16 protein-coding genes are annotated in these 18,292 nt (G+C 62.2%); 9 read left to right on the top strand and 7 right to left on the bottom strand.

Annotation, left to right across the window (positions count from 1 at the left end; all coding sequences use genetic code 11):
- Positions 1 to 21: 21 nt before the first annotated feature.
- The 7 genes from tssB to tssM all read left to right on the top strand — a co-directional run bounded on the left by tssB (position 22) and on the right by tssM (position 10,154).
- A complete protein-coding gene (gene tssB, locus NCS28_RS06070) occupies positions 22 to 567 on the top strand; it encodes a type VI secretion system contractile sheath small subunit (RefSeq protein ID WP_250512934.1) in 546 nt (181 codons plus the stop codon).
- Between the two features lie 58 nt (positions 568 to 625).
- Positions 626 to 2,134: a type VI secretion system contractile sheath large subunit gene (tssC, locus tag NCS28_RS06065; RefSeq protein WP_250512933.1), complete on the top strand. Its 1,509-nt coding sequence runs from the start codon at positions 626 to 628 to the stop codon at positions 2,132 to 2,134.
- A 237-nt stretch (positions 2,135 to 2,371) separates the two neighbouring features.
- A complete protein-coding gene (locus NCS28_RS06060; protein ID WP_250512932.1) occupies positions 2,372 to 2,854 on the top strand; it encodes an Hcp family type VI secretion system effector in 483 nt (160 codons plus the stop codon).
- 76 nt (positions 2,855 to 2,930) lie between these two features.
- The gene (tssJ, locus tag NCS28_RS06055) at positions 2,931 to 3,443 is read left to right on the top strand and encodes a type VI secretion system lipoprotein TssJ (RefSeq protein WP_250512931.1); all 513 of its coding nucleotides are present in this window, start codon (positions 2,931 to 2,933) and stop codon (positions 3,441 to 3,443) included.
- Positions 3,444 to 3,454: 11 nt separating this feature from the next.
- Positions 3,455 to 4,801, top strand: coding sequence for a type VI secretion system baseplate subunit TssK (gene tssK, locus NCS28_RS06050; protein ID WP_250512930.1), 1,347 nt, complete (start codon positions 3,455 to 3,457; stop codon positions 4,799 to 4,801).
- Positions 4,802 to 4,840: 39 nt separating this feature from the next.
- Positions 4,841 to 6,097, top strand: coding sequence for a type VI secretion system protein TssL, long form (gene tssL / locus NCS28_RS06045; protein WP_250512929.1), 1,257 nt, complete (start codon positions 4,841 to 4,843; stop codon positions 6,095 to 6,097).
- A gap of 61 nt (positions 6,098 to 6,158) precedes the next feature.
- On the top strand, positions 6,159 to 10,154 hold the full coding sequence (gene tssM / locus NCS28_RS06040; RefSeq protein ID WP_250512928.1) for a type VI secretion system membrane subunit TssM: 3,996 nt from the start codon (positions 6,159 to 6,161) through the stop codon (positions 10,152 to 10,154).
- A gap of 140 nt (positions 10,155 to 10,294) precedes the next feature.
- Here the strand turns inward: tssM and guaA are convergent, their stop codons facing one another.
- From guaA to guaB, 3 genes are all read right to left on the bottom strand, one after another.
- On the bottom strand, positions 10,295 to 11,878 hold the full coding sequence (guaA, locus tag NCS28_RS06035) for a glutamine-hydrolyzing GMP synthase (RefSeq protein ID WP_250512927.1): 1,584 nt from the start codon (positions 11,876 to 11,878) through the stop codon (positions 10,295 to 10,297).
- Positions 11,879 to 12,032: 154 nt separating this feature from the next.
- On the bottom strand, positions 12,033 to 12,851 hold the full coding sequence (locus tag NCS28_RS06030) for a hypothetical protein (protein WP_250512926.1): 819 nt from the start codon (positions 12,849 to 12,851) through the stop codon (positions 12,033 to 12,035).
- A 15-nt stretch (positions 12,852 to 12,866) separates the two neighbouring features.
- Complete coding sequence (gene guaB, locus NCS28_RS06025) at positions 12,867 to 14,327, bottom strand: IMP dehydrogenase (RefSeq protein ID WP_250512925.1); 1,461 nt, start codon at positions 14,325 to 14,327, stop codon at positions 12,867 to 12,869.
- 212 nt (positions 14,328 to 14,539) lie between these two features.
- On the opposite strand from guaB, the gene NCS28_RS06020 reads away from it, so the two are divergent.
- Positions 14,540 to 15,520 (top strand): DMT family transporter, encoded by a 981-nt coding sequence (locus NCS28_RS06020; RefSeq protein ID WP_250512924.1) that lies wholly within the window; start codon positions 14,540 to 14,542, stop codon positions 15,518 to 15,520.
- 6 nt (positions 15,521 to 15,526) lie between these two features.
- On the opposite strand, the gene NCS28_RS06015 is transcribed toward NCS28_RS06020, so the two are convergent.
- Together NCS28_RS06015 and NCS28_RS06010 are read right to left on the bottom strand one after the other, a co-directional pair.
- Positions 15,527 to 15,850 (bottom strand): RnfH family protein, encoded by a 324-nt coding sequence (locus tag NCS28_RS06015; protein WP_250512923.1) that lies wholly within the window; start codon positions 15,848 to 15,850, stop codon positions 15,527 to 15,529.
- On the bottom strand, positions 15,847 to 16,284 hold the full coding sequence (locus NCS28_RS06010; RefSeq protein ID WP_061168572.1) for a type II toxin-antitoxin system RatA family toxin: 438 nt from the start codon (positions 16,282 to 16,284) through the stop codon (positions 15,847 to 15,849). Before NCS28_RS06010 ends, NCS28_RS06015 begins: the two co-directional genes overlap by 4 nt.
- 119 nt (positions 16,285 to 16,403) lie before the next feature.
- Between NCS28_RS06010 and smpB the strand changes: the two genes are divergently transcribed.
- Positions 16,404 to 16,853, top strand: coding sequence for an SsrA-binding protein SmpB (smpB, locus tag NCS28_RS06005; protein WP_061117552.1), 450 nt, complete (start codon positions 16,404 to 16,406; stop codon positions 16,851 to 16,853).
- Positions 16,854 to 16,896: 43 nt separating this feature from the next.
- Here smpB and NCS28_RS06000 read toward each other — a convergent pair whose 3' ends face one another.
- Together NCS28_RS06000 and NCS28_RS05995 are read right to left on the bottom strand one after the other, a co-directional pair.
- Positions 16,897 to 17,823, bottom strand: coding sequence for an SPFH domain-containing protein (locus NCS28_RS06000; RefSeq protein ID WP_250512922.1), 927 nt, complete (start codon positions 17,821 to 17,823; stop codon positions 16,897 to 16,899).
- Positions 17,824 to 17,854: 31 nt separating this feature from the next.
- A complete protein-coding gene (locus NCS28_RS05995) occupies positions 17,855 to 18,283 on the bottom strand; it encodes an NfeD family protein (RefSeq protein ID WP_250512921.1) in 429 nt (142 codons plus the stop codon).
- Positions 18,284 to 18,292: the final 9 nt, after the last annotated feature.

The raw sequence follows: 18,292 nt of genomic DNA, 5'->3' as shown, positions 1-18,292 counted from the left end.
TCCTCTTTCACGGAGACACGCATGTCCCAGTCCAGCAACAACAGTTCGCAGAAGTTCATTGCTAGAAACCGCGCGCCGCGCGTGCAGATCGAATACGACGTCGAGGTCTATGGTTCCGAGAAGAAGATCGAACTGCCCTTTGTAATGGGCGTTCTCGCCGATCTCTCCGGCAAGCCCGTCGAACCACTGCCCGCGGTGTCGGATCGGCGTTTTCTCGACATCGATATCGATAATTTCGATGAACGCATGAAGGCAATCAAGCCACGCGTCGCATTCTCGGTGCCGAACACGCTCACGGGAGAGGGTCAGCTGATGGTCGATATGACTTTCGAAAGTATCGAGGACTTCTCTCCCGCGGCGGTTGCGCAGAAGGTGGATTCGCTGCGTCAATTGCTCGAAGCGCGCACGCAGCTTGCCAACTTGCAGACTTACATGGACGGCAAGTCGGGTGCCGAATCCCTCGTCAGCTCGCTGCTTGCCGATCCGGCGCTGCTCAAATCGCTGGCTGCGGCACCCAAGCCCAAGGCCATAGCGGACGGCGAAGACGCCGGGCCCACGCTCAACTAATCGCGACTGCTACGGCAGTTCCGCGGTTTGACCGGATCGAACGAACAAGAGGATACCTATGGCAGCCAACCAGGCACAAGCACGCACAGCAGTCACACAGACTCAGGCACACGCCACGCACAACGAGTTCGCGCAACTGCTCGAACAGGAATTCCGCCCCAAGACCGAGCATGCGCGCGAATCCGTTGAACTGGCGGTGCGGACGCTCGCCGAGCAGGCGCTGGAGCAGTCGATCGTCGTGAGCGACGACGCTTACAAGAGCATCGAAGCCATTATCGCTCAGATAGATCATAAGTTATCCGAACAGATTAACCTGATTATCCATAACGGGGATTTTCAGAAGCTCGAGTCGGCATGGCGCGGGCTGCACCATCTGGTCTCGAACACGGAGACTGACGAGCGCCTGAAAATTCGCTTCATGGACGTCGCGAAGGACGAACTTCGTCGCACGATGAAGCGCTACAAGGGCATCGCGTGGGACCAGAGTCCGCTCTTCAAGCAGATCTACGAGGAAGAGTACGGACAGCTCGGTGGTGAACCCTATGGCTGTCTCGTCGCTGATTACTACTTCGACCACACGCCGCGCGACGTCGATTTGCTCGGTTCTATCGCCAAGGTGGCGGCGGCCGCGCATACGCCGTTCATTTCGGGCGCATCGCCTTCGGTGTTGCAAATGGAATCATGGCAGGAACTCGCCAATCCGCGCGATCTGACCAAGATTTTTGCGCAGAACCTGGAATACGCGCCCTGGAATTCGTTGCGCAGCACCGAAGATGCGCGCTACATCGGACTTGCCATGCCGCGCTTCCTTTCGCGGCTGCCTTATGGCGCGAAAACCAATCCGGTCGATGAATTCGACTTCGAGGAAGAGACCAACGGCGCCGATCATGGCAATTATGCGTGGGCGAACGCCGCATACGCGATGGGCGTGAACATCAACCGTTCGTTCAAGCAGTACGGTTGGTGTTCGCTGATTCGCGGCGTGGAATCGGGCGGCACGGTGGAAAACTTGCCGTGCCACTCCTTCCCCACCGACGACGGGGGCATCGACATGAAGTGCCCGACCGAGATCGCCATCTCGGACCGCCGTGAAGCGGAACTCTCGAAGAACGGCTTCATTCCGCTGATTCATCGCAAGAACACCGATCACGCGACCTTCATCGGCGCGCAGTCGTTGCAGCGACCCGCCGAATACTACGACGCGGATGCGACCGCCAATGCGAATCTTTCGGCGCGTCTGCCTTATCTTTTTGCGTGCTCGCGCTTTGCGCATTACCTCAAGTGCATCGTGCGCGACAAGATCGGCAGCTTCCGCGAGCGCGAGGAGATGCAGCAGTGGCTCAACGGCTGGATCATGAATTACGTCGACGCCGATCCGGCCAATTCGTCACAAGACACCAAAGCGAGCCGTCCGCTCGCGGCCGCTGAGGTGGTGGTGGAAGAGGTCGAAGGCAACCCAGGCTATTACTCGGCCAAGTTCTTCCTGCGCCCGCATTTCCAGCTCGAAGGTTTGACGGTGTCGTTGCGACTGGTGGCGCGCTTGCCGTCCGTGAAAGACACCGCTTGATTGGAACGTTGATCGCCGCGGAGGCTCGCGCATGAGCGCTTCACCCTGTATGGCGAGATGCTGCGACAACTGAATTTGGTCCGTTCCGATCGAACGCTTCGCAATTCTTCCATGAAGCTGATGATCGGACGCTCAGGCACCTGATGGCTCGGAAAAAAGGATGCCGCTATTTCATTTGCTGCGGCATCCAAGGTTTGATTTCACCAACCCGCTCACACACTAATGGAGCAATAAACCATGACCATGGACTTCTTTCTGAAGATCAACGGAATCGACGGCGAATCGCAAGACGCGTCGCACAAGGGCGAAATCGAAGTAACCCACTGGGGATGGGCCGCATCGCAGAATTCCTCGATGCACTCCGGCAGCGGGGGCGGTGCGGGCAAGGCGACAGTCGAAGATCTCGCGTTTGAACACTTCGTCGACCGGGCCAGTCCGAATCTGATGAAGTACTGCCTGACAGGCAAGCACATCGATCAGGCCGTGCTGACCGTGCGCAAGGCGGGCGGCAGTCCGCTCGAGTATCTGAAGATCACCATGAGCGACGTGATCGTCACCCACGTCCAACCGTCCGGAAGCCGTAGCGATACGGCCCTTAACGAGCAAGTCCGCCTCTCCTTCTCCAAGGTCAAGCAGGAGTACATCGTGCAGAATGCGCAAGGCGGCAGCGGCGGTGCGGTGACCGCGGCGTTCGATATCAAGGGCAACATGGACGTTTAATTCCTCGTTTCGTCGCCGTTTCTTGGCTGAGCCCCGTTTCAGCACCTTCGCGGGGTTCAGCGCCCGCAATCTTTCCATGCGCCTTCTGTCGATCCGCCCTTCTCTTTATCTGTCTTTGTCGATGCTTGCCGCCTGCACGAGCAGCGCGCCCGTATTGCGCGAACCGCTGAGACTGACCGTATCGATCAACGCCGTCTCGATCGTCAACCCCGACGACCAAAAGCGGCCTGCACCCATTCTCGTGCGCGTGTACGAACTGAAGAACGCGGACACATTCGATCAAGCCGACTTCTATTCTCTGCAAGACAAGGATAAGACCGTGCTCGCCGACGACCTCGTCGCGCGCGACCAGTTCCTGCTGCGTCCCGGTGAGAGCAAGACGATCGCCCGCAACGCGAGCGATACCAGCACGGCGCTCGGCGTCATCGCAAGCTATCGGGATTTGCCCAACTCCGTATGGCGCGCCACCTGGCCGCTGCCTGCGACTCCTACGGCCGCGTGGTATCGCCGCGCGCCGAAACTCAAACTCATCGTCGATGTCGGCGCCAATGCGATCGCCATCAGCGATGCGCAATCACAAACCCGATAAGTACTCTCCGTATGAGCTGGCATAACAAAATCACCTGGAGCGAAGGCCTGTTTCTGCGCCCGCAGTTGTTCCAGCAGCAAGAGCGCTATCTGGAGCATTTCGCACACAAGCGGGCCGCGCCGCTTTCGCCCTTCTTCTTCGGCTTCTCGCGTTACGAGATCGATGAGGAAGCGCTCGCCCTGGGCAAGGTCATCGTCAAGTCGGCGAGCGGCGTGTTCGCCGATGGCACGCCTTTCGATATGCCGGGCAGCACGCCGCCGCCCGCGCCGCTGACCATTCGCCAGGAACATCTCGACCAGGTCATCTATCTCGCCGTGCCGATCCGCGTGCCGAACGGCGAAGAAACGACGTTCGAGAACGCCGCCGATTCGCTCGCCCGCTATGCCGTCTTCGATACCGAAGTACGCGACGCCAACTCCATCGGACAGGGATTCAAGACCGTGCAGTTGTCGAACCTTCGCTTGCGGCTGCTGCCGCGCAAGGAACTGACGGACGCGTGGATCGGCTTGCCGCTCACCAGGATCAAAGCCTTGCGCGCGGACGGCAGCGTCGAACTCGACACGACGCTCATACCGCCCGTCTCGGGTTATGGTGCGAGTCCGTTGCTCAGCAACTGGCTCGGCGACATCCACGAGCTTGCGCGCATGCGCGCGAATCGGCTCGCCGAACGACTCACCGGCAGCGACGGAAAAGCGGGATCGGTGGCGGAAGCATCGGATTACCTGCTTCTGCAAACACTCAATCGCTACGAGCCTTTGTTGCAACATCTGCGTCGCATCCCGACGACCTCTCCCGCCGAACTTTACGCGGTGCTGCTGAGCATGGCCGGTGAGCTATCGACGTATGTACGGCCCAGTACGCGCCGTCCGCTCGACTCGCATCCGCCGTATCAGCACGAGCAGCCGCACGTTTGTCTTCGCCCGCTCTTCGACGATACGCAATGGCTGCTCAATGCGGTGCTCGTACGCAGCGCGCAAGGCATCGCATTGGTCGATGCGGGTTACGGCGTAAAGAACGCTTCCATCGAACCCGCCGAGTTGCGGAGTTTTTCGGCGCTGGTGCTTGCGGCGTCGGCGCAGATGCCGCTCGATGCACTAGCGCAACAGTTCGTCAACAAGGCCAAGGTGGGTCCGTCGGAACGCCTTCCGGATCTCGTGCGCGGGCATTTGCCTGGCATTCCGATTCAGTCCATGCCAGTTCCGCCGCGTCAGATTCCATTCAATGCTGGGTTCGTCTATTACGAAATTGCGCAAGGCGGACCGCTTTGGGACATGGTGACGAAGCACGGTGGCATCGGATTGCACGTCGCGGGCGAGTTCCCGTCGTTACAGCTGCAACTGTGGGGCGTACGTGGTTGAGCAAAGACATCACGATGAAGTCGGGGGACGAACGTGAATATGGATGCACCGGCGATCACGCCGTTGAACACGGAAGACACAGCGCAACCCGGGCGCGGTGCGGCATTGCTCAGCCAGATTCCGCCGGGCGAACAGGCTTTCGCGCGCCTGAGCGCCATCAAGCAGGCACGCAATCCGCTGCTTGAAGCGGCGCGCCCCCTCTTGCGCGCGCTCGCCGAGATGCCTGACACGTTGTCGAACAAGCAGATCGACGCGCTGCACGCGCTGCTCGAGGAAGAAGTCGGAAACTTCCAGCGCTTGTGCGAGCAAGCCAACTTGCGACGCGAACATATGCTCGGTGCGCGCTATTGCCTATGTACGGCGCTCGATGAAGCGGCCATGCAATCCGCATGGGGCAAAGGCGATTCGGGTGCCGCATGGATCAAGAATAGCCTCGCCATCCAGTTTCATGAAGACCCGAAGGGCGGCGAAAAAATCTACATGCTGATCGGCCGGCTGATGAGTCAATCGCATGAGCATCTCGATCTGCTCGAAGTGATCTTCCGCATCCTGAGCCTCGGCTTCATGGGCCGCTATCGACAAGAGGCGGACGGCGCACGCAAGCATGACGCCGTGCGACAGCGCCTCTACCATGAAATCCAGGCCAACCGACAAGCGGTTCCCGTTGCGTTGTCGCCGCACGCGCACTCCGATGCGCGGGGCAAGCGCCTGTCGTTCTACGACTTTCCGGTGTGGATTTCATTCGCGTTGTCCGGCGTTGTTCTGCTTGTATTGTTCGGCTGGTTCAAATATCACCTGCTCGCGCAGGGCACGAACGTCGAGAAGCAGATCGTCGATATCGGCAGGATGGCGCCGCCGCCCGCTCCGCGCCTGCCGCGCTTGCTCGAACTCCTGAAAGACGAGATCGCCGTGGGCACAGTCAGTGTCGATGAAGACGCCCGACACAGCGCCGTCACCTTTCGCGGCGACGCGATGTTCCCGCCGGGCGGCGTCAGCGTCAATGCATCGATGGCACCGCTCATCGCGAAGATCGCGCGCGAACTGGCGAAGGTGCCGGGCAAAGTGTCGATCACGGGCTATACGGACAACGTGCCCATCAAGAGCCGCCAGTTCGCTTCCAACGATGCCCTTTCTCTGGAACGAGCCACGCAGGTGATGCAGATGCTGCAGATGTCGGGTGTTCCGGCCGGCCGCCTGGAAGCCGTCGGCAAGGGCGAGGCCGATCCCATCGGAGACAACGCCACCGCGCAAGGCCGGGCGCTGAACCGTCGCGTCGCCATCAACGTGACGCCTTAGCGCGCGTTGTCTGCCTTTCGCCCTCTCCTAGCGCCCCCTTTCGCCGAACGGAACTTGAAGAATGAAGAAGTTGTTGTCGTTTCTGCGCTCGCGCTGGTTTCTTGCGGCCGTCGCGTTCATCCTGGCCGTGCTGGGCGTATGGTTCCTCGGCCCCTACGTCGCGTTCGGTGGATTGAGGCCCCTGGAAAGCATCGCGTTAAGGGTCGTGCTCATCGCCTTGTTGCTGTGCGGCGCGTTGCTGTGGATCAACGGTTGGTCGACGGCGATCGTCTTTGGCGCGCTGCTGTGTCTGTTGATATGGCATGCCGCGCCTCTGCTGAGCTTCGGCGAAGCGAAACCGTTCGCTTCCGCCGAAGCGCGCGTGATCGCGATTGTCGTGGTCATCGCGCTCTTTGCGATGTGGGGTCTTCACAGTCTCTGGCAGCGCATGCGCCGCGATCCGCAGTTCCTGAACAAGGCACTCGCCTTCGACAACCGAAAGTTCGACTCCCCCGCGGCCGCACGTCTGAAAGAGATCGAGGCGCGCATGAACGCCGCGCTTGCGCGACTCAAACGCATGCGTTCCGGCACGCACGGCGTGACGCGCCTGTTTCAGGGCACGCGTCACTTGTATCAATTGCCGTGGTACATCGCGCTGGGGTCGACGGGTTCGGGGAAGACGCGCGTCATACTCAACGCGGGCCTTCCGGTATCGGCGGACATTGCACCACGAAGCCTCGCTTCGATCGGCACGTCATCGGAGCAGTCATCAGGCTCGGCGGTGGAGTGGTGGCTGACCAACGATGCGGTATTCATCGACACCGCCGGCTACTACATCCATCCTGGCAAGTCGGGCTACGAGTTGCCGGAGCCCGTCATGCAGACGGCGCTCACCGGCGACGACAAGATGGCGCGAAATCATGCGAGCGTGCGGCGCGCAGAAAGGCGATCGGTCGATCTCGACGATGCGGCCTATCGGCGTCAGGCCGACACTGACGAATGGCTGGGCTTTCTGGCGCTCTTGCGCCGCAAGCGCCCGCGCACGCCGATAAACGGCGCGTTGTTGACCATCAAGCTCGAACTCCTGACCGATCCCGATCCGGCGACGCGCGCGGCCGAAGCTTCTGCGCTGCGCGCACGACTCACCGATTTGCGTTCGACCCTCGGAATCCGCTTTCCCGTCTATCTGATCGTCACGCAGATGGATCGGCTGGCAGGATTCGATGCCTACTTCGCCTCGCTGACCGAGGAGCATCGCGCGCAGATTTGGGGATTCACGTTGCCGCTTGCGGAGCCGTCATTCGCTGAACGCTGCGCGCAGGAACTGACTGAACTTGCCGTTCGCATTGCAGCGGGCGTCAATACGCGTCTCGAGGACGAATACGACGTCGAGCGTCGACGGCAACTCGCCGCCCTGCCCGAAGCGTTCACCGCACTGACTGCGCCGCTCTGCGATCTGCTCGCTCAAACGTTCCTCGATTCGCGCTACGACGACACACAGCATCAGTCGATGCTGCGCGGTGTGTACTTCACGAGCGCCATGCAGGAAGGAATTGCGCTGCCGGGCGAACCGCTCACCATCATGCAGCGGCTCGCCGCGCCGCTCAAAACGTCGCTGGTGAATCGGGCGGCTTCGTCGCCGAGTGCGCATAGTTATTTCCTGCGCGACCTGTTTTCCCGCGTCATTCTTCCGGAAGCGCATCTGGTGCATCCCAACCTGCGCTGGGAATATCGCTCGCGTCTGTTGCGTCTGTGCGGGCATGCCATCGCGATCATTTCGTTCGTGTGGCTTGCCTTCGGATTGCGTACGAGCTTTGGCAACAACAGCGACTATCTGCAAGCCATCGCGAAGAAGACCGAGACGCTTTCTGCGAACGTCGCGCGTCTTTATCGCGATCCGAAGCCGGAGGCGATCCCCGATATCCTCACCGATGCACGCAATCTGCCAAGCTGGACCGGGCTCGATCTCGTCGATCCCGATGCAAGCTTCCGCTACGGCCTGTACGCCGCACCGGGCGTCGTCACTGCGAGCGCGCAAACCTACCGCGCGCTGGAGGGCAATCTGCTGCTTCCGCAGATCGTGCGCCGCATGGAGGCGGTCATCGCCAAGGCCATCGCGGACAAGGACACGAAGACGGCCTACTCCGCGTTGCGCGTCTATCTGATGCTGCACGACCGCACGAAGTACGACGCCGACGAACTTGACGCGTGGGTCCTCGACGACTGGTCGCGAACCGATAGCGCAACAATCTTCGGCGCGCGCGCCTCGATGCTGGAGCATGCGCAACAGCTCTTTTCGCGCAACCAGATCGTTCAGTCGCCGCTCATCCGAAACGACGCGCTGATCGAACGCGCTCGCGCCTTTCTCGATTCCAGCAACGGTACGCAGCGGATCTACGAACGGGCGAAGGCCGCGATGCAGCAAGACGCGCCGGATGACTTCACGCTGTTGCGTGCAGCGGGCCCCCAAGCGGGAACGGTGTTCACGCGCGCGAGCGGCGATCCGCTCTCGCGCGGTGTGCCGGGGCTCTTCACATTCGACGGCTATCGCAATCTCTTCGACAAGCGTCTGCCCGGGCTCGTGCAAGTCGCACGCGACGACGATGCCTGGGTCATGGGCCGATCCTATCTGACAGACTACGCATCGGCTCAAAAAAAAACGCTTGAAAGTGCCCCTATCGCCGCGGGCGGGGACGACGGTCTGACCGATGCGATCCGCCGGCTTTATCTCACCGAATACGCGCAGCGATGGGAAACCTTCCTCGCGGATATCCGGCCTGTCACCGGATCGAGCCTCGCGTTCAATCTTCAGATCTTGCGTCGGTTCTCGGCGCCCGATTCGCCGCTGGCGCGTCTCGCGCGGGCCGTCGCACGCGAAACCACACTTACGCAGAAGGTCACGGGCCCGGACAGCACGCTCATCGACAGGACGAGCAGCAAGCTCGATGAGAAAGCGAAGTTGTTCGGTTTTCGCGCGCAAGAGCGAGTTGAACGCGAACTGGTCGACGATCGCTTTGCGCCGCTACGCGAGATGGTGACGGGAAGTGCGCAGATCCAGACCGATGCGCCTGCCGCCGCGTCTGCCGGAAAGACCGGACTCGACAGCGTGACGACGCTGCTCAACGACAGTTACACGGCGCTCACGATCGCCGACAACGCGCTGGCCAATAGCGGCTTGCCGCCGCCGAGCGATGCATCGGCCAAACTCAAAATGGCCGCCGCGACGATGCCCGCGCCTTTCCGCGAAGTGTTGCTGGGACTGGCCACGCAGGGTTCCGTCGAAGTGAATCGCGGCGTCGGCCAACTGCTTTCGCGTCAGACACAGGCGGTCGTCGGCGATGCATGCCGCCTGGCGGTCGAGGGCACGTTTCCGTTCGTGCCAGAGAGCAGCCGTGACATCAGCGTGGAGGATTTCACGCGCGTGTTCGCTCAAGGCGGCCTGATCGACGATTTTTTTACGAAGAATCTCGCTGCTTTCGTGGATACGTCGTCACAGCCGTGGCGATACAAAACCCTGCCCGGTTCGACGGAGCCGGTACGAGGTCCGGATCTCGAACCGTTTCAGCAGGCGGTCGCCATCCGCGCTGCCTTCTTCGGCGATCAGGGCAAGCAAGTTGCGTGGAAGGCCGAGTTGCGTGTTCCCGAGCTCGATCCCACCATATTGAACCTGGGCATCGATATCGATGGGCAGAGCACCCTGTATCAGCATGGCCCCGTCACGCTACTCAAATTCACCTGGCCGGGGCCGCGCGGCGGCGTGCACGTCGAAGTGACTGCAAGCCCGCGTATTCGCGCGGAGACGTCGACCATCAGCGCCGATGGCCCGTGGGCGTTGATGCGTCTGTTGCGTCGCGGGCAAGTCGTGCCGACTGCCACGCTTGGGCGCACGCGAGTGGTGTTCGACTTCGACGGCCGCAAGGCGGCGCTGGATCTGATCGCTGCAGGCAGCGTCGCCAATCCGCTCACGAGCGATGTACTCGCGCGCTTTCATTGTCCGAGCGCGATGCCGATGTTCAACCTCGCAGACAGCGGTCCGCCGCCGGGATTGCCATCGGTGGCGCCGGGTGAGGCGCGTTGAGGTTGTTTTGGTTCGTGACGAAGCGGTCGACTCTGCTTCGGCGTGCCAGAAACAACGGCCTGAAAACGAAAAAAGCCCACTCTGACGTGGGCTTCGAGGCACTTTCTACCAGGCGGTGGGGATGAACGTCGGACGCCCGCTCACTCCCACTCGATTGTCGCAGGCGGTTTCCCCGAAATGTCATACACCACCCGATTGATCCCGCGCACCTCATTGATGATGCGGTTGCTCACATGCCCGAGCAACTCATGCGGCAGATGCGCCCAATGCGCGGTCATGAAATCGAGCGTCTGCACCGCACGCAGCGCGACGACGTATTCATACGTCCGCCCATCGCCCATCACGCCGACGCTTTTTACCGGCAGAAACACCGCGAACGCCTGACTCGTGAGGTCATACCACGACTTGCCCGTTTCCTGATCGATGGTGTTACGCAGCGTCTCGATAAAAATCGCATCGGCGCGACGCAGCAGATCCGCAAACTCGCGCTTCACTTCGCCGAGAATCCGCACGCCGAGGCCCGGTCCCGGGAACGGATGGCGATACACCATCGCAGGCGGCAGCCCGAGCTTCACGCCAAGCTCGCGCACTTCGTCCTTGAAGAGTTCGCGCAAGGGCTCGAGCAGCTTGAGATTGAGGGTCTCCGGCAACCCGCCGACATTGTGATGGCTCTTGATGGTGTGCGCGCCCTTCTTGCCCTTGCCCGCCGATTCGATCACGTCCGGATAGATCGTGCCCTGCGCGAGCCACCGGGCGTCGGTGAGCTTGTCCGATTCCTTGTGGAACACTTCGACGAACTCCGCGCCGATGATCTTGCGCTTCGCTTCCGGATCGGTCACGCCCGCGAGCTTCTGCAGAAATTCCTCGCTCGCGTCGACGTGAATCACTTTCACGCCCAGATGATCCGCGAACGTCGACATGACCTGCTCCGCCTCGTTCTGACGCAGCAAGCCGTGATCGACGAACACGCACGTCAACTGATCGCCGATCGCGCGATGCAAGAGCGCCGCAGCCACCGACGAATCGACGCCGCCCGACAGGCCGAGAATCACGTGCTCACTGCCGACCTGCGCGCGGATCTTCTCCACGGCCTCGTCGATGTAATGGCCCATCTCCCAATCCGCCTTCGCGCCGCACAGTTCTAGCACGAAGCGCTCGAGCATCGCGCGGCCCTGCACGGTGTGCGTGACTTCCGGATGCCATTGCAGGCCGTAGAAGCGGCGGTCGTCGTCGGCCATTGCGGCGATCGGGCACGACGGCGTCGAGGCCATCAGTCTGAAGCCCGCGGGCAAGTCGACGACCTTGTCGCCGTGGCTCATCCACACCTTGAGCATCGATTCGCCTTGCGCGCTCTTGAAATCTTCGATGCCTTCCAGGAAACCCGTGTGATTCAGCGCCTGCACCTCCGCATAGCCGAATTCACGCACGTTGCCCAGTTCGACCTTGCCGCCGAGCTGATCGGCCATCGTCTGCATGCCGTAACAGATGCCGAGCACCGGCACGCCGAGATCGAAAACGATCTGCGGCGCGCGCGGCGACTTCGCCTCGGTGACCGAGCTCGGACCGCCCGACAGGATAATGCCCTTCGGAGCGAAGTCGCGGATGAACGTCTCGTCGACGTCGTACGGGTGGATTTCCGAGTAGACGTGTGACTCGCGGATGCGCCGTGCGATCAGCTGGGTGACTTGGGAGCCGAAATCGAGAATCAGGATTTTGTCGTGCATGGCTGCGGCCAAAGGCTAAGTGAACGATGAATGTCTGTGCTGCGGGGACGCGATGTCGCGCAGCCCGCCTTTATATAAATCGACGGCCGGCGCAAAGGCCGACCGTATATGTCCTGCGTATTTCCGCTGCTGGCTTGCGGCATGCGCCACGGCCTCAACGCGGTGCGTCGGGCGCGAGCGGATCGACTCTGCGCCCCGTCACCGGATCGATCTCGCCGCTGATCACGGGTTCGATGCGCTTGCCGGTGACCGGATCGATCGCGCGGCCCGTTATCGGATCGAGCGTGCCGCCCGTAACCGGATCGACGGCGCCGTCCGGATGCGCGCGCACCGCGGCGGAGGAAATAGGCGAAGCGGGATCGAGCGGACGCCCCGTTGAATCGATCGCGCGACCCGACACCGGGTCGATGGCCGTCGCATCCGGCGCGCGCGCCGCGGGACGGACGCCGGTATCGATCGGCTCGACGCGCGCTGAAGGGCCCGCGGCGTTCGCGCGAACATCCTCACGCTTTTGCGCCGCCTTCGTCTCGGCGCGCTGGGCCGAAGCCGCGCCGGCCAGCGCCGCGCGCTCACGCCTGCGCACCGCCGACGACAGTCTCACACTCGCCAATCCGAGCAGGATCAGCACGGCGCCGACCACCGCCGCGCTGATCTGTCCGAAGCCATCGACCTGTGGCGCATGCAGCCCGAGCAGCCAGACCAGCACCACGACGCCCGAGAGCCACTGTACGTGTCCCGAAACGCGGGCGGCGCGGGCCGTCAACGCGCCATCGACGGCCGCATGAAACGCGAGCCACGAAAGCCCGATGAGCGCGATGCCGAGCAACTGCCCGGCGAACACCGGTTCCACGCGGATCGAATCCAGTTGCAGCGCGCCGTACAAGCCCGCCCACGGCGTCAGCAAAAACAGCAAACCGAACGCCAGAAAAATCAGGGCATTGATGACGAGCACGACCCGCAGCAACGGTTTCATGATCGCTCCGCTCGATTAATCGACGTGATAGTTGGGTGCTTCCTTCGTGATCTGCACGTCGTGCACGTGCGACTCGCGCATGCCCGCCGCCGTGATCTGCACGAATTCCGCCTTCTCGTGCATCTCGGCGATGGTGCGGCAACCGCAATAGCCCATGCTCGCGCGCACCCCGCCGACGATCTGGAACAGGATGGCGTTGACCGAGCCCTTGTAGGCCACGCGGCCTTCGATGCCTTCCGGCACGAGCTTGTCGATGTTCGCCGAGTTGTCCTGGAAGTAGCGGTCCGCCGCGCCGTCCTTCATCGCGCCGACCGAGCCCATGCCGCGATACGACTTGTACTGACGGCCCTGGTACAGGAACACGTCGCCCGGGGATTCTTCGGTGCCCGCGAGCATGCTGCCCATCATGACGACGTTCGCGCCCGCCGCGAGCGCCTTCGAGACGTCGCCCGAGAAGCGCACGCCGCCGTCGGCGATGACCGGCACGCCGGTGCCGCGCAGCGCTTCGGAGACGTTGGCGATCGCCGTGATCTGCGGCACACCGACGCCCGCAACGATACGCGTCGTGCAGATCGAGCCCGGGCCGATACCGACCTTCACCGCGTCCGCGCCGTATTCGACGAGCGATTTCGCCGCCGCCGCCGTCGCGATATTGCCGCCGATGACCTGCACGCGCGGGTAATTCTGCTTGACCCAGCGCACGCGCTCCAGCACGCCCTGGCTGTGGCCGTGCGCGGTATCGACGACGATCACGTCGACGCCCGCTTGCGCCAGCAGGTCCACGCGCTCTTCATTGTCCGGACCGACGCCCACGGCCGCGCCCACACGCAGCTTGCCGTCCTCGTCCTTGCAGGCGTCCGGGTTTTCGGTCTGCTTGGTGATGTCTTTCACCGTCATCAGGCCGCGCAGTTCGAACGCGTCGTTGACGACCAGCACGCGCTCCAGGCGATGGCTGTGCATCAACGCTTTCGCCTCGGCGAGCGACGTGCCTTCCTTGACCGTCACGAGACGCTCGCGCGGCGTCATGATGTTGCGCACCGGCTCGTCGAGACGTTCTTCGAAACGCAGATCGCGGTTGGTGACGATGCCGATCAGCTGCGCGCCCTCGACTACCGGAAAGCCCGAAATGCCGTGCTGCTGCGTGAGCGCGATGACGTCGCGCACGCGCATCTGCGGCGGAACCGTGATCGGATCGCGCACGACGCCCGACTCGAAGCGCTTCACTTTCGCGACTTCGCGGGCCTGTTCCTTGGCGGTGAGATTCTTGTGGACGATGCCGATGCCGCCCATTTGCGCCATCGCGATGGCGAGCCGGCCTTCGGTGACCGTGTCCATGGCTGCGGACACGAGAGGCATGTTCAGGGAAATGTTGCGAGTCAGCTGTGATTTCAGGCTGGTGTCGCGCGGGAGAACGCTGGAGAACGCGGGCACGAGGAGCACGTCATCGAACGTGAGTGCTTTCTGGATCAGACGCATGGCAAATCCTATGGGCGCAAAAGCAGATTATACCGATAGTTCCCTGCATTTTCACTGCCCGAACAGCAGCTTAGACCGTTCCGCCGCAAAATCCGCGCCGTTTGCGCCCGCGTGCCGGGCGCTCGCGCCGTTGCAGTTTTCGACAAGACGGCCGCCCGGGACCGCGTGCTACGCTTCGCGCCGTCAGATGAATAACGAGCGGGAGTCGGGCAATGCAGCGCGGTGTGATCTACGGAATGGCAGCAGGCGCGATCTGGGGCTTCATCTTTCTCGCGCCACGGCTCTTGCCGGATTTTTCGCCGCTTGCACTGAGCGTCGGACGTTATCTGATGTACGGCGCCGTGTCGCTCGCGGTCGCGCTGCCGATCGCTCGACGGCTCCTTGCCAAGCTCACGCGCGCCGACTTCATCGCGCTCGTGAAGCTGGCTCTGGTCGGCAACCTGCTCTACTACATGCTGCTCGCGAGCGCGGTGCAGCTCGTGGGCGTCGCGCCTTCGTCGCTGATCGTCGGGATTCTGCCCGTGACCGTCACGCTCGCCGGACGGCGCGACCACGGCGCGATCGATCTCAGGCGGCTCGTCGGGCCTTTGCTGCTGGTGCTGGCCGGCATCGCGTGCATCAACCTGGATGTGTTTCGCGACGTGCTTTCATCCTCGGGCGGCAGCGAACATGCGGCGAGCGTGCTCACGCGCCTGACAGGTCTCGCGTGCGCCCTCGGCGCGCTCGCATCGTGGACGTGGTACGCGGTCGTCAATGCACGCTATCTGCAAGCGAATCGCCACTTCGACGGCAACGAGTGGTCAGTGCTGTGGGGCATCGTGACGGGCCTGCTCGGCCTCGTGCTGGGCGCCGTCATCTGGACGCTGCCCGCAGGCACGGTTCAGGCGAGCGTGCCGGCCGCGCGCTGGCACGTGTTCTGGATCGTATGTTTTGCGCTCGCAACCGGCGGTTCGTGGCTCGGCAACATGCTGTGGAATGCGGCGGCAAAGCGTCTGCCGCTCACGCTCGCGGGCCAGATGATCGTGTTCGAAACGCTCTTCGCCCTGCTCTACGCTTTCGTTTACGACGGCCGCTGGCCACGCATGCCCGAAGTGCTTGCGATCGTGCTGCTGCTCGTCGGCGTGCTCTGGTCGGTCAGACAACACACGCTCGAGCCTGCGCCGGCGGGCGCGAAGGAAGCGCCCGCGCATTGAATCCGCTCAGCGCGAATCCTTCGACTGCCACTTGCGCCCTTCGATCGAACCAGCCTTGCGCGACTTGTCGACGCGGCGCTGGCGCGCAGCCTTCGGATCGACCTTGAGCCGCCGATAAATCTCAACGCGATCGAAGTCGGCGAGCGCTGCGTCGAGCGCCCTCACCTTACCGAACACGCCGACCTTTTGCGTCGTCAGATCGATTTCCGGATACGCGCTCAGCACGCCGCTCGCGTCGATGGCATCGCGCACCGTCGCGCCTTCGCGCAGATCGACGCGCTTCAGAAACGCGCGATCGGGCAGGCCGTAGCAAACGTCGATATGCATCATGGCTTGCCATAGCGCTGATCGGCGCGCTTCACGAAGGAATCGACGAACGTGTTGGCGATATGACTGAACACCGGCCCGATCAGCTTTTCCAGGATCACGTTGGAGAATTCGTAGTGCAGCGCGAATTCGATCTTGCACGCGTCCGCGCGTAGCGGCGTGAAGCGCCAGTACCCGGTGAACTTCTTGAAAGGGCCGCTCAGGAACTCCATATCGATGTTGGTCGGACGCTTCTGCGTGTTACGCGTCGCGAAGTGCTGCTTGATGCCCTTGAAGCTGATGTCGATCTTCGCCTCCATGCCGTTCTCGTCCTGGCGGCCGATTTCGACGCCGCCGCACCAGGGGAGGAAATTAGGGTAGTCGGCGACATCGGTGACGAGGTCGAACATTTCTTCCGCCGAATGGCGGATCAATACGGTTTTCTGGACGTCTGCCATATAGGGCGCAGCGGTGGCTGAATTGGGCGGCAACGCGCAAGATAAAGCGGCAGGAGTTCGAATGCCTGTCGGCGCGCTGCTAAAATCGTGATTTTAAACGAGTTGGGCACTTTCCATTCATGAGCATCATCGACAACAGAAAAGCCTTCTTCGATTACTTCGTCGAAGAGCGCTACGAGGCCGGTCTCGTGCTCGAAGGCTGGGAAGTCAAGGCGCTGCGAGCGGGCCGCGCACAGATCAAGGAAGGCTACGTCGTGATCAAGAACGGCGAGCTCTTTCTGATCGGCACGCATATCAGTCCGCTGCCCGAGGCATCGAAATTCGCCAATCTGGATCCGGTGCGCACGCGCAAGCTGCTGTTGCATCGCGACCAGATCGACAAGCTCATCGGAAAGGTCGAGCAGCGCGGGCATACGCTCGTGCCGCTCAACTTCCATTACAAGGACGGCCGCGTGAAGTGCGAGATCGGGCTGGCGAAGGGCAAGAAGCTGCACGACAAGCGCGAGACCGAAAAGAAGCGCGACTGGGAACGCGAGCGCGGGCGGCTGATGCGTACGGCTTCGCGCTAAACGAATCGGGGCGCTTTTTCAGCGCCCCGATTGCTTTGCCGCGTCAGCTCTTCTTGATGATGCCGCCGCCCTCGCCCCTCACGATGGTCAACGCCGACGCGATCATCGAGCTCATATCGGACAGGTTGCCCGGCACGATCAACGTGTTGCCCGTCTTCGCGATGTTGCCGAACGCGCCGACATACTGTTCCGCGATCTTCAGGTTCACCGCTTCCATGCCGCCCGTCGTCTGAATCGCCGTGCCGATTTTCTGGATCGCCTGCGCATTCGCCTCGGCTACCGCGAGAATCGCCGATGCCTCGCCCTGCGCCTGATTGATGGCCGCCTGACGCTCTCCCTCGGACTTCTGGATCGCGGCTTCGCGCGCGCCCGCGGCGAGATTGATCTGCTCCTGCTTGCGGCCTTCGGACGCGGCGATCAGGGCGCGCTTTTCGCGCTCCGCGGTGATCTGCGCCTGCATAGCGTGAAGGATTTCCTTCGGCGGCGTCAGATCCTTGATCTCGTAACGCAGTACTTTCACGCCCCAGTTCGACGCGGCTTCATCGAGCGCATTCACGATGCTCTGGTTGATGAAATCGCGTTCCTCGAACGTCTTGTCGAGCTCCAGCTTGCCGATGACCGAACGCAACGTCGTCTGCGAAAGCTGCGTGATCGCGAACACGAAGTTGCTCGAACCGTACGACGCCTTCATCGCATCGGTGACCTGGAAATACAGCACGCCGTCGACTTGCAGCTGCGTGTTGTCGCGCGTGATGCACACCTGGCTCGGCACTTCGAGCGGAATCTCCTTGAGCATATGCTTGTAGGCGATTCGATCGATGAACGGCAGCACGATGTTGAGACCCGGCGTGAGCGTCGCATGATAGCGGCCGAATCGTTCCAACACCCAGGCATGCTGTTGAGGAACGATCTTGACCGTGTTCACCACGATCACGATGGCGATGATGAGCACGATGAGCGCGAAATACATTGTGTAACTCCTTCTTATTGAGCGAGCGTGTCTAGCGTTTGGCCGCGACGATCAGCCGGTTCCCGTCCAGCGCCGTGATGCGGTAGTACCGCGCGCCCTCGGTTTCACCCGGCGCGAGTTCGACGTCCCACTGCGCGCCGCGATACATCGCACGCGCATGGCCATCGCGCCATTGATCCACTTCCAGCGTCTCGCCGATGTCGAGATTTACGGCCGCATCCCGCGACGCGTCGCGCCGCTTCCAGCTGCCGAAGCGCGAGCGCCGCAGCACCGCGACGGCAATCAGCGCGATGACGGCCGCCGCGCCCATCTGCACATGCGGCAACGCGCCGAACACGTAAGCTATGCCGCCCGCGATCATCCCGAGCGCGATCATGAGCAGATAGAACGTACCGGTGAACAACTCCGCGACGATCAACGCGCCCGCCGCGGTCCACCAAATCAATCCACTCGTAACCATCGCCAGCCT

The sequence above is a fragment of the Caballeronia sp. INDeC2 genome, from assembly GCF_023631325.1.
Classification (GTDB): Bacteria; Pseudomonadota; Gammaproteobacteria; order Burkholderiales; family Burkholderiaceae; genus Caballeronia.
This window is presented reverse-complemented; position numbering and strand designations above follow the sequence as displayed.

Excerpts from the sequence above, each read along its gene's own strand:
- NCS28_RS06010 (WP_061168572.1), bottom strand. The coding sequence starts at position 16,284 with ATGGCAGACGTCCAGAAAACCGTATTGATCCGCCATTCGGCGGAAGAA.
- guaB (WP_250512925.1), bottom strand. The coding sequence starts at position 14,327 with ATGCGTCTGATCCAGAAAGCACTCACGTTCGATGACGTGCTCCTCGTG.
- NCS28_RS06000 (WP_250512922.1), bottom strand. The coding sequence starts at position 17,823 with ATGTATTTCGCGCTCATCGTGCTCATCATCGCCATCGTGATCGTGGTG.
- NCS28_RS06015 (WP_250512923.1), bottom strand. The coding sequence starts at position 15,850 with ATGATGCATATCGACGTTTGCTACGGCCTGCCCGATCGCGCGTTTCTG.
- tssL (WP_250512929.1), top strand. The coding sequence starts at position 4,841 with ATGGATGCACCGGCGATCACGCCGTTGAACACGGAAGACACAGCGCAA.
- NCS28_RS06030 (WP_250512926.1), bottom strand. The coding sequence starts at position 12,851 with ATGAAACCGTTGCTGCGGGTCGTGCTCGTCATCAATGCCCTGATTTTT.
- NCS28_RS05995 (WP_250512921.1), bottom strand. The coding sequence starts at position 18,283 with ATGGTTACGAGTGGATTGATTTGGTGGACCGCGGCGGGCGCGTTGATC.
- tssC (WP_250512933.1), top strand. The coding sequence starts at position 626 with ATGGCAGCCAACCAGGCACAAGCACGCACAGCAGTCACACAGACTCAG.
- tssB (WP_250512934.1), top strand. The coding sequence starts at position 22 with ATGTCCCAGTCCAGCAACAACAGTTCGCAGAAGTTCATTGCTAGAAAC.
- smpB (WP_061117552.1), top strand. The coding sequence starts at position 16,404 with ATGAGCATCATCGACAACAGAAAAGCCTTCTTCGATTACTTCGTCGAA.
- tssM (WP_250512928.1), top strand. The coding sequence starts at position 6,159 with ATGAAGAAGTTGTTGTCGTTTCTGCGCTCGCGCTGGTTTCTTGCGGCC.
- guaA (WP_250512927.1), bottom strand. The coding sequence starts at position 11,878 with ATGCACGACAAAATCCTGATTCTCGATTTCGGCTCCCAAGTCACCCAG.
- NCS28_RS06020 (WP_250512924.1), top strand. The coding sequence starts at position 14,540 with ATGCAGCGCGGTGTGATCTACGGAATGGCAGCAGGCGCGATCTGGGGC.
- NCS28_RS06060 (WP_250512932.1), top strand. The coding sequence starts at position 2,372 with ATGACCATGGACTTCTTTCTGAAGATCAACGGAATCGACGGCGAATCG.
- tssK (WP_250512930.1), top strand. The coding sequence starts at position 3,455 with ATGAGCTGGCATAACAAAATCACCTGGAGCGAAGGCCTGTTTCTGCGC.
- tssJ (WP_250512931.1), top strand. The coding sequence starts at position 2,931 with ATGCGCCTTCTGTCGATCCGCCCTTCTCTTTATCTGTCTTTGTCGATG.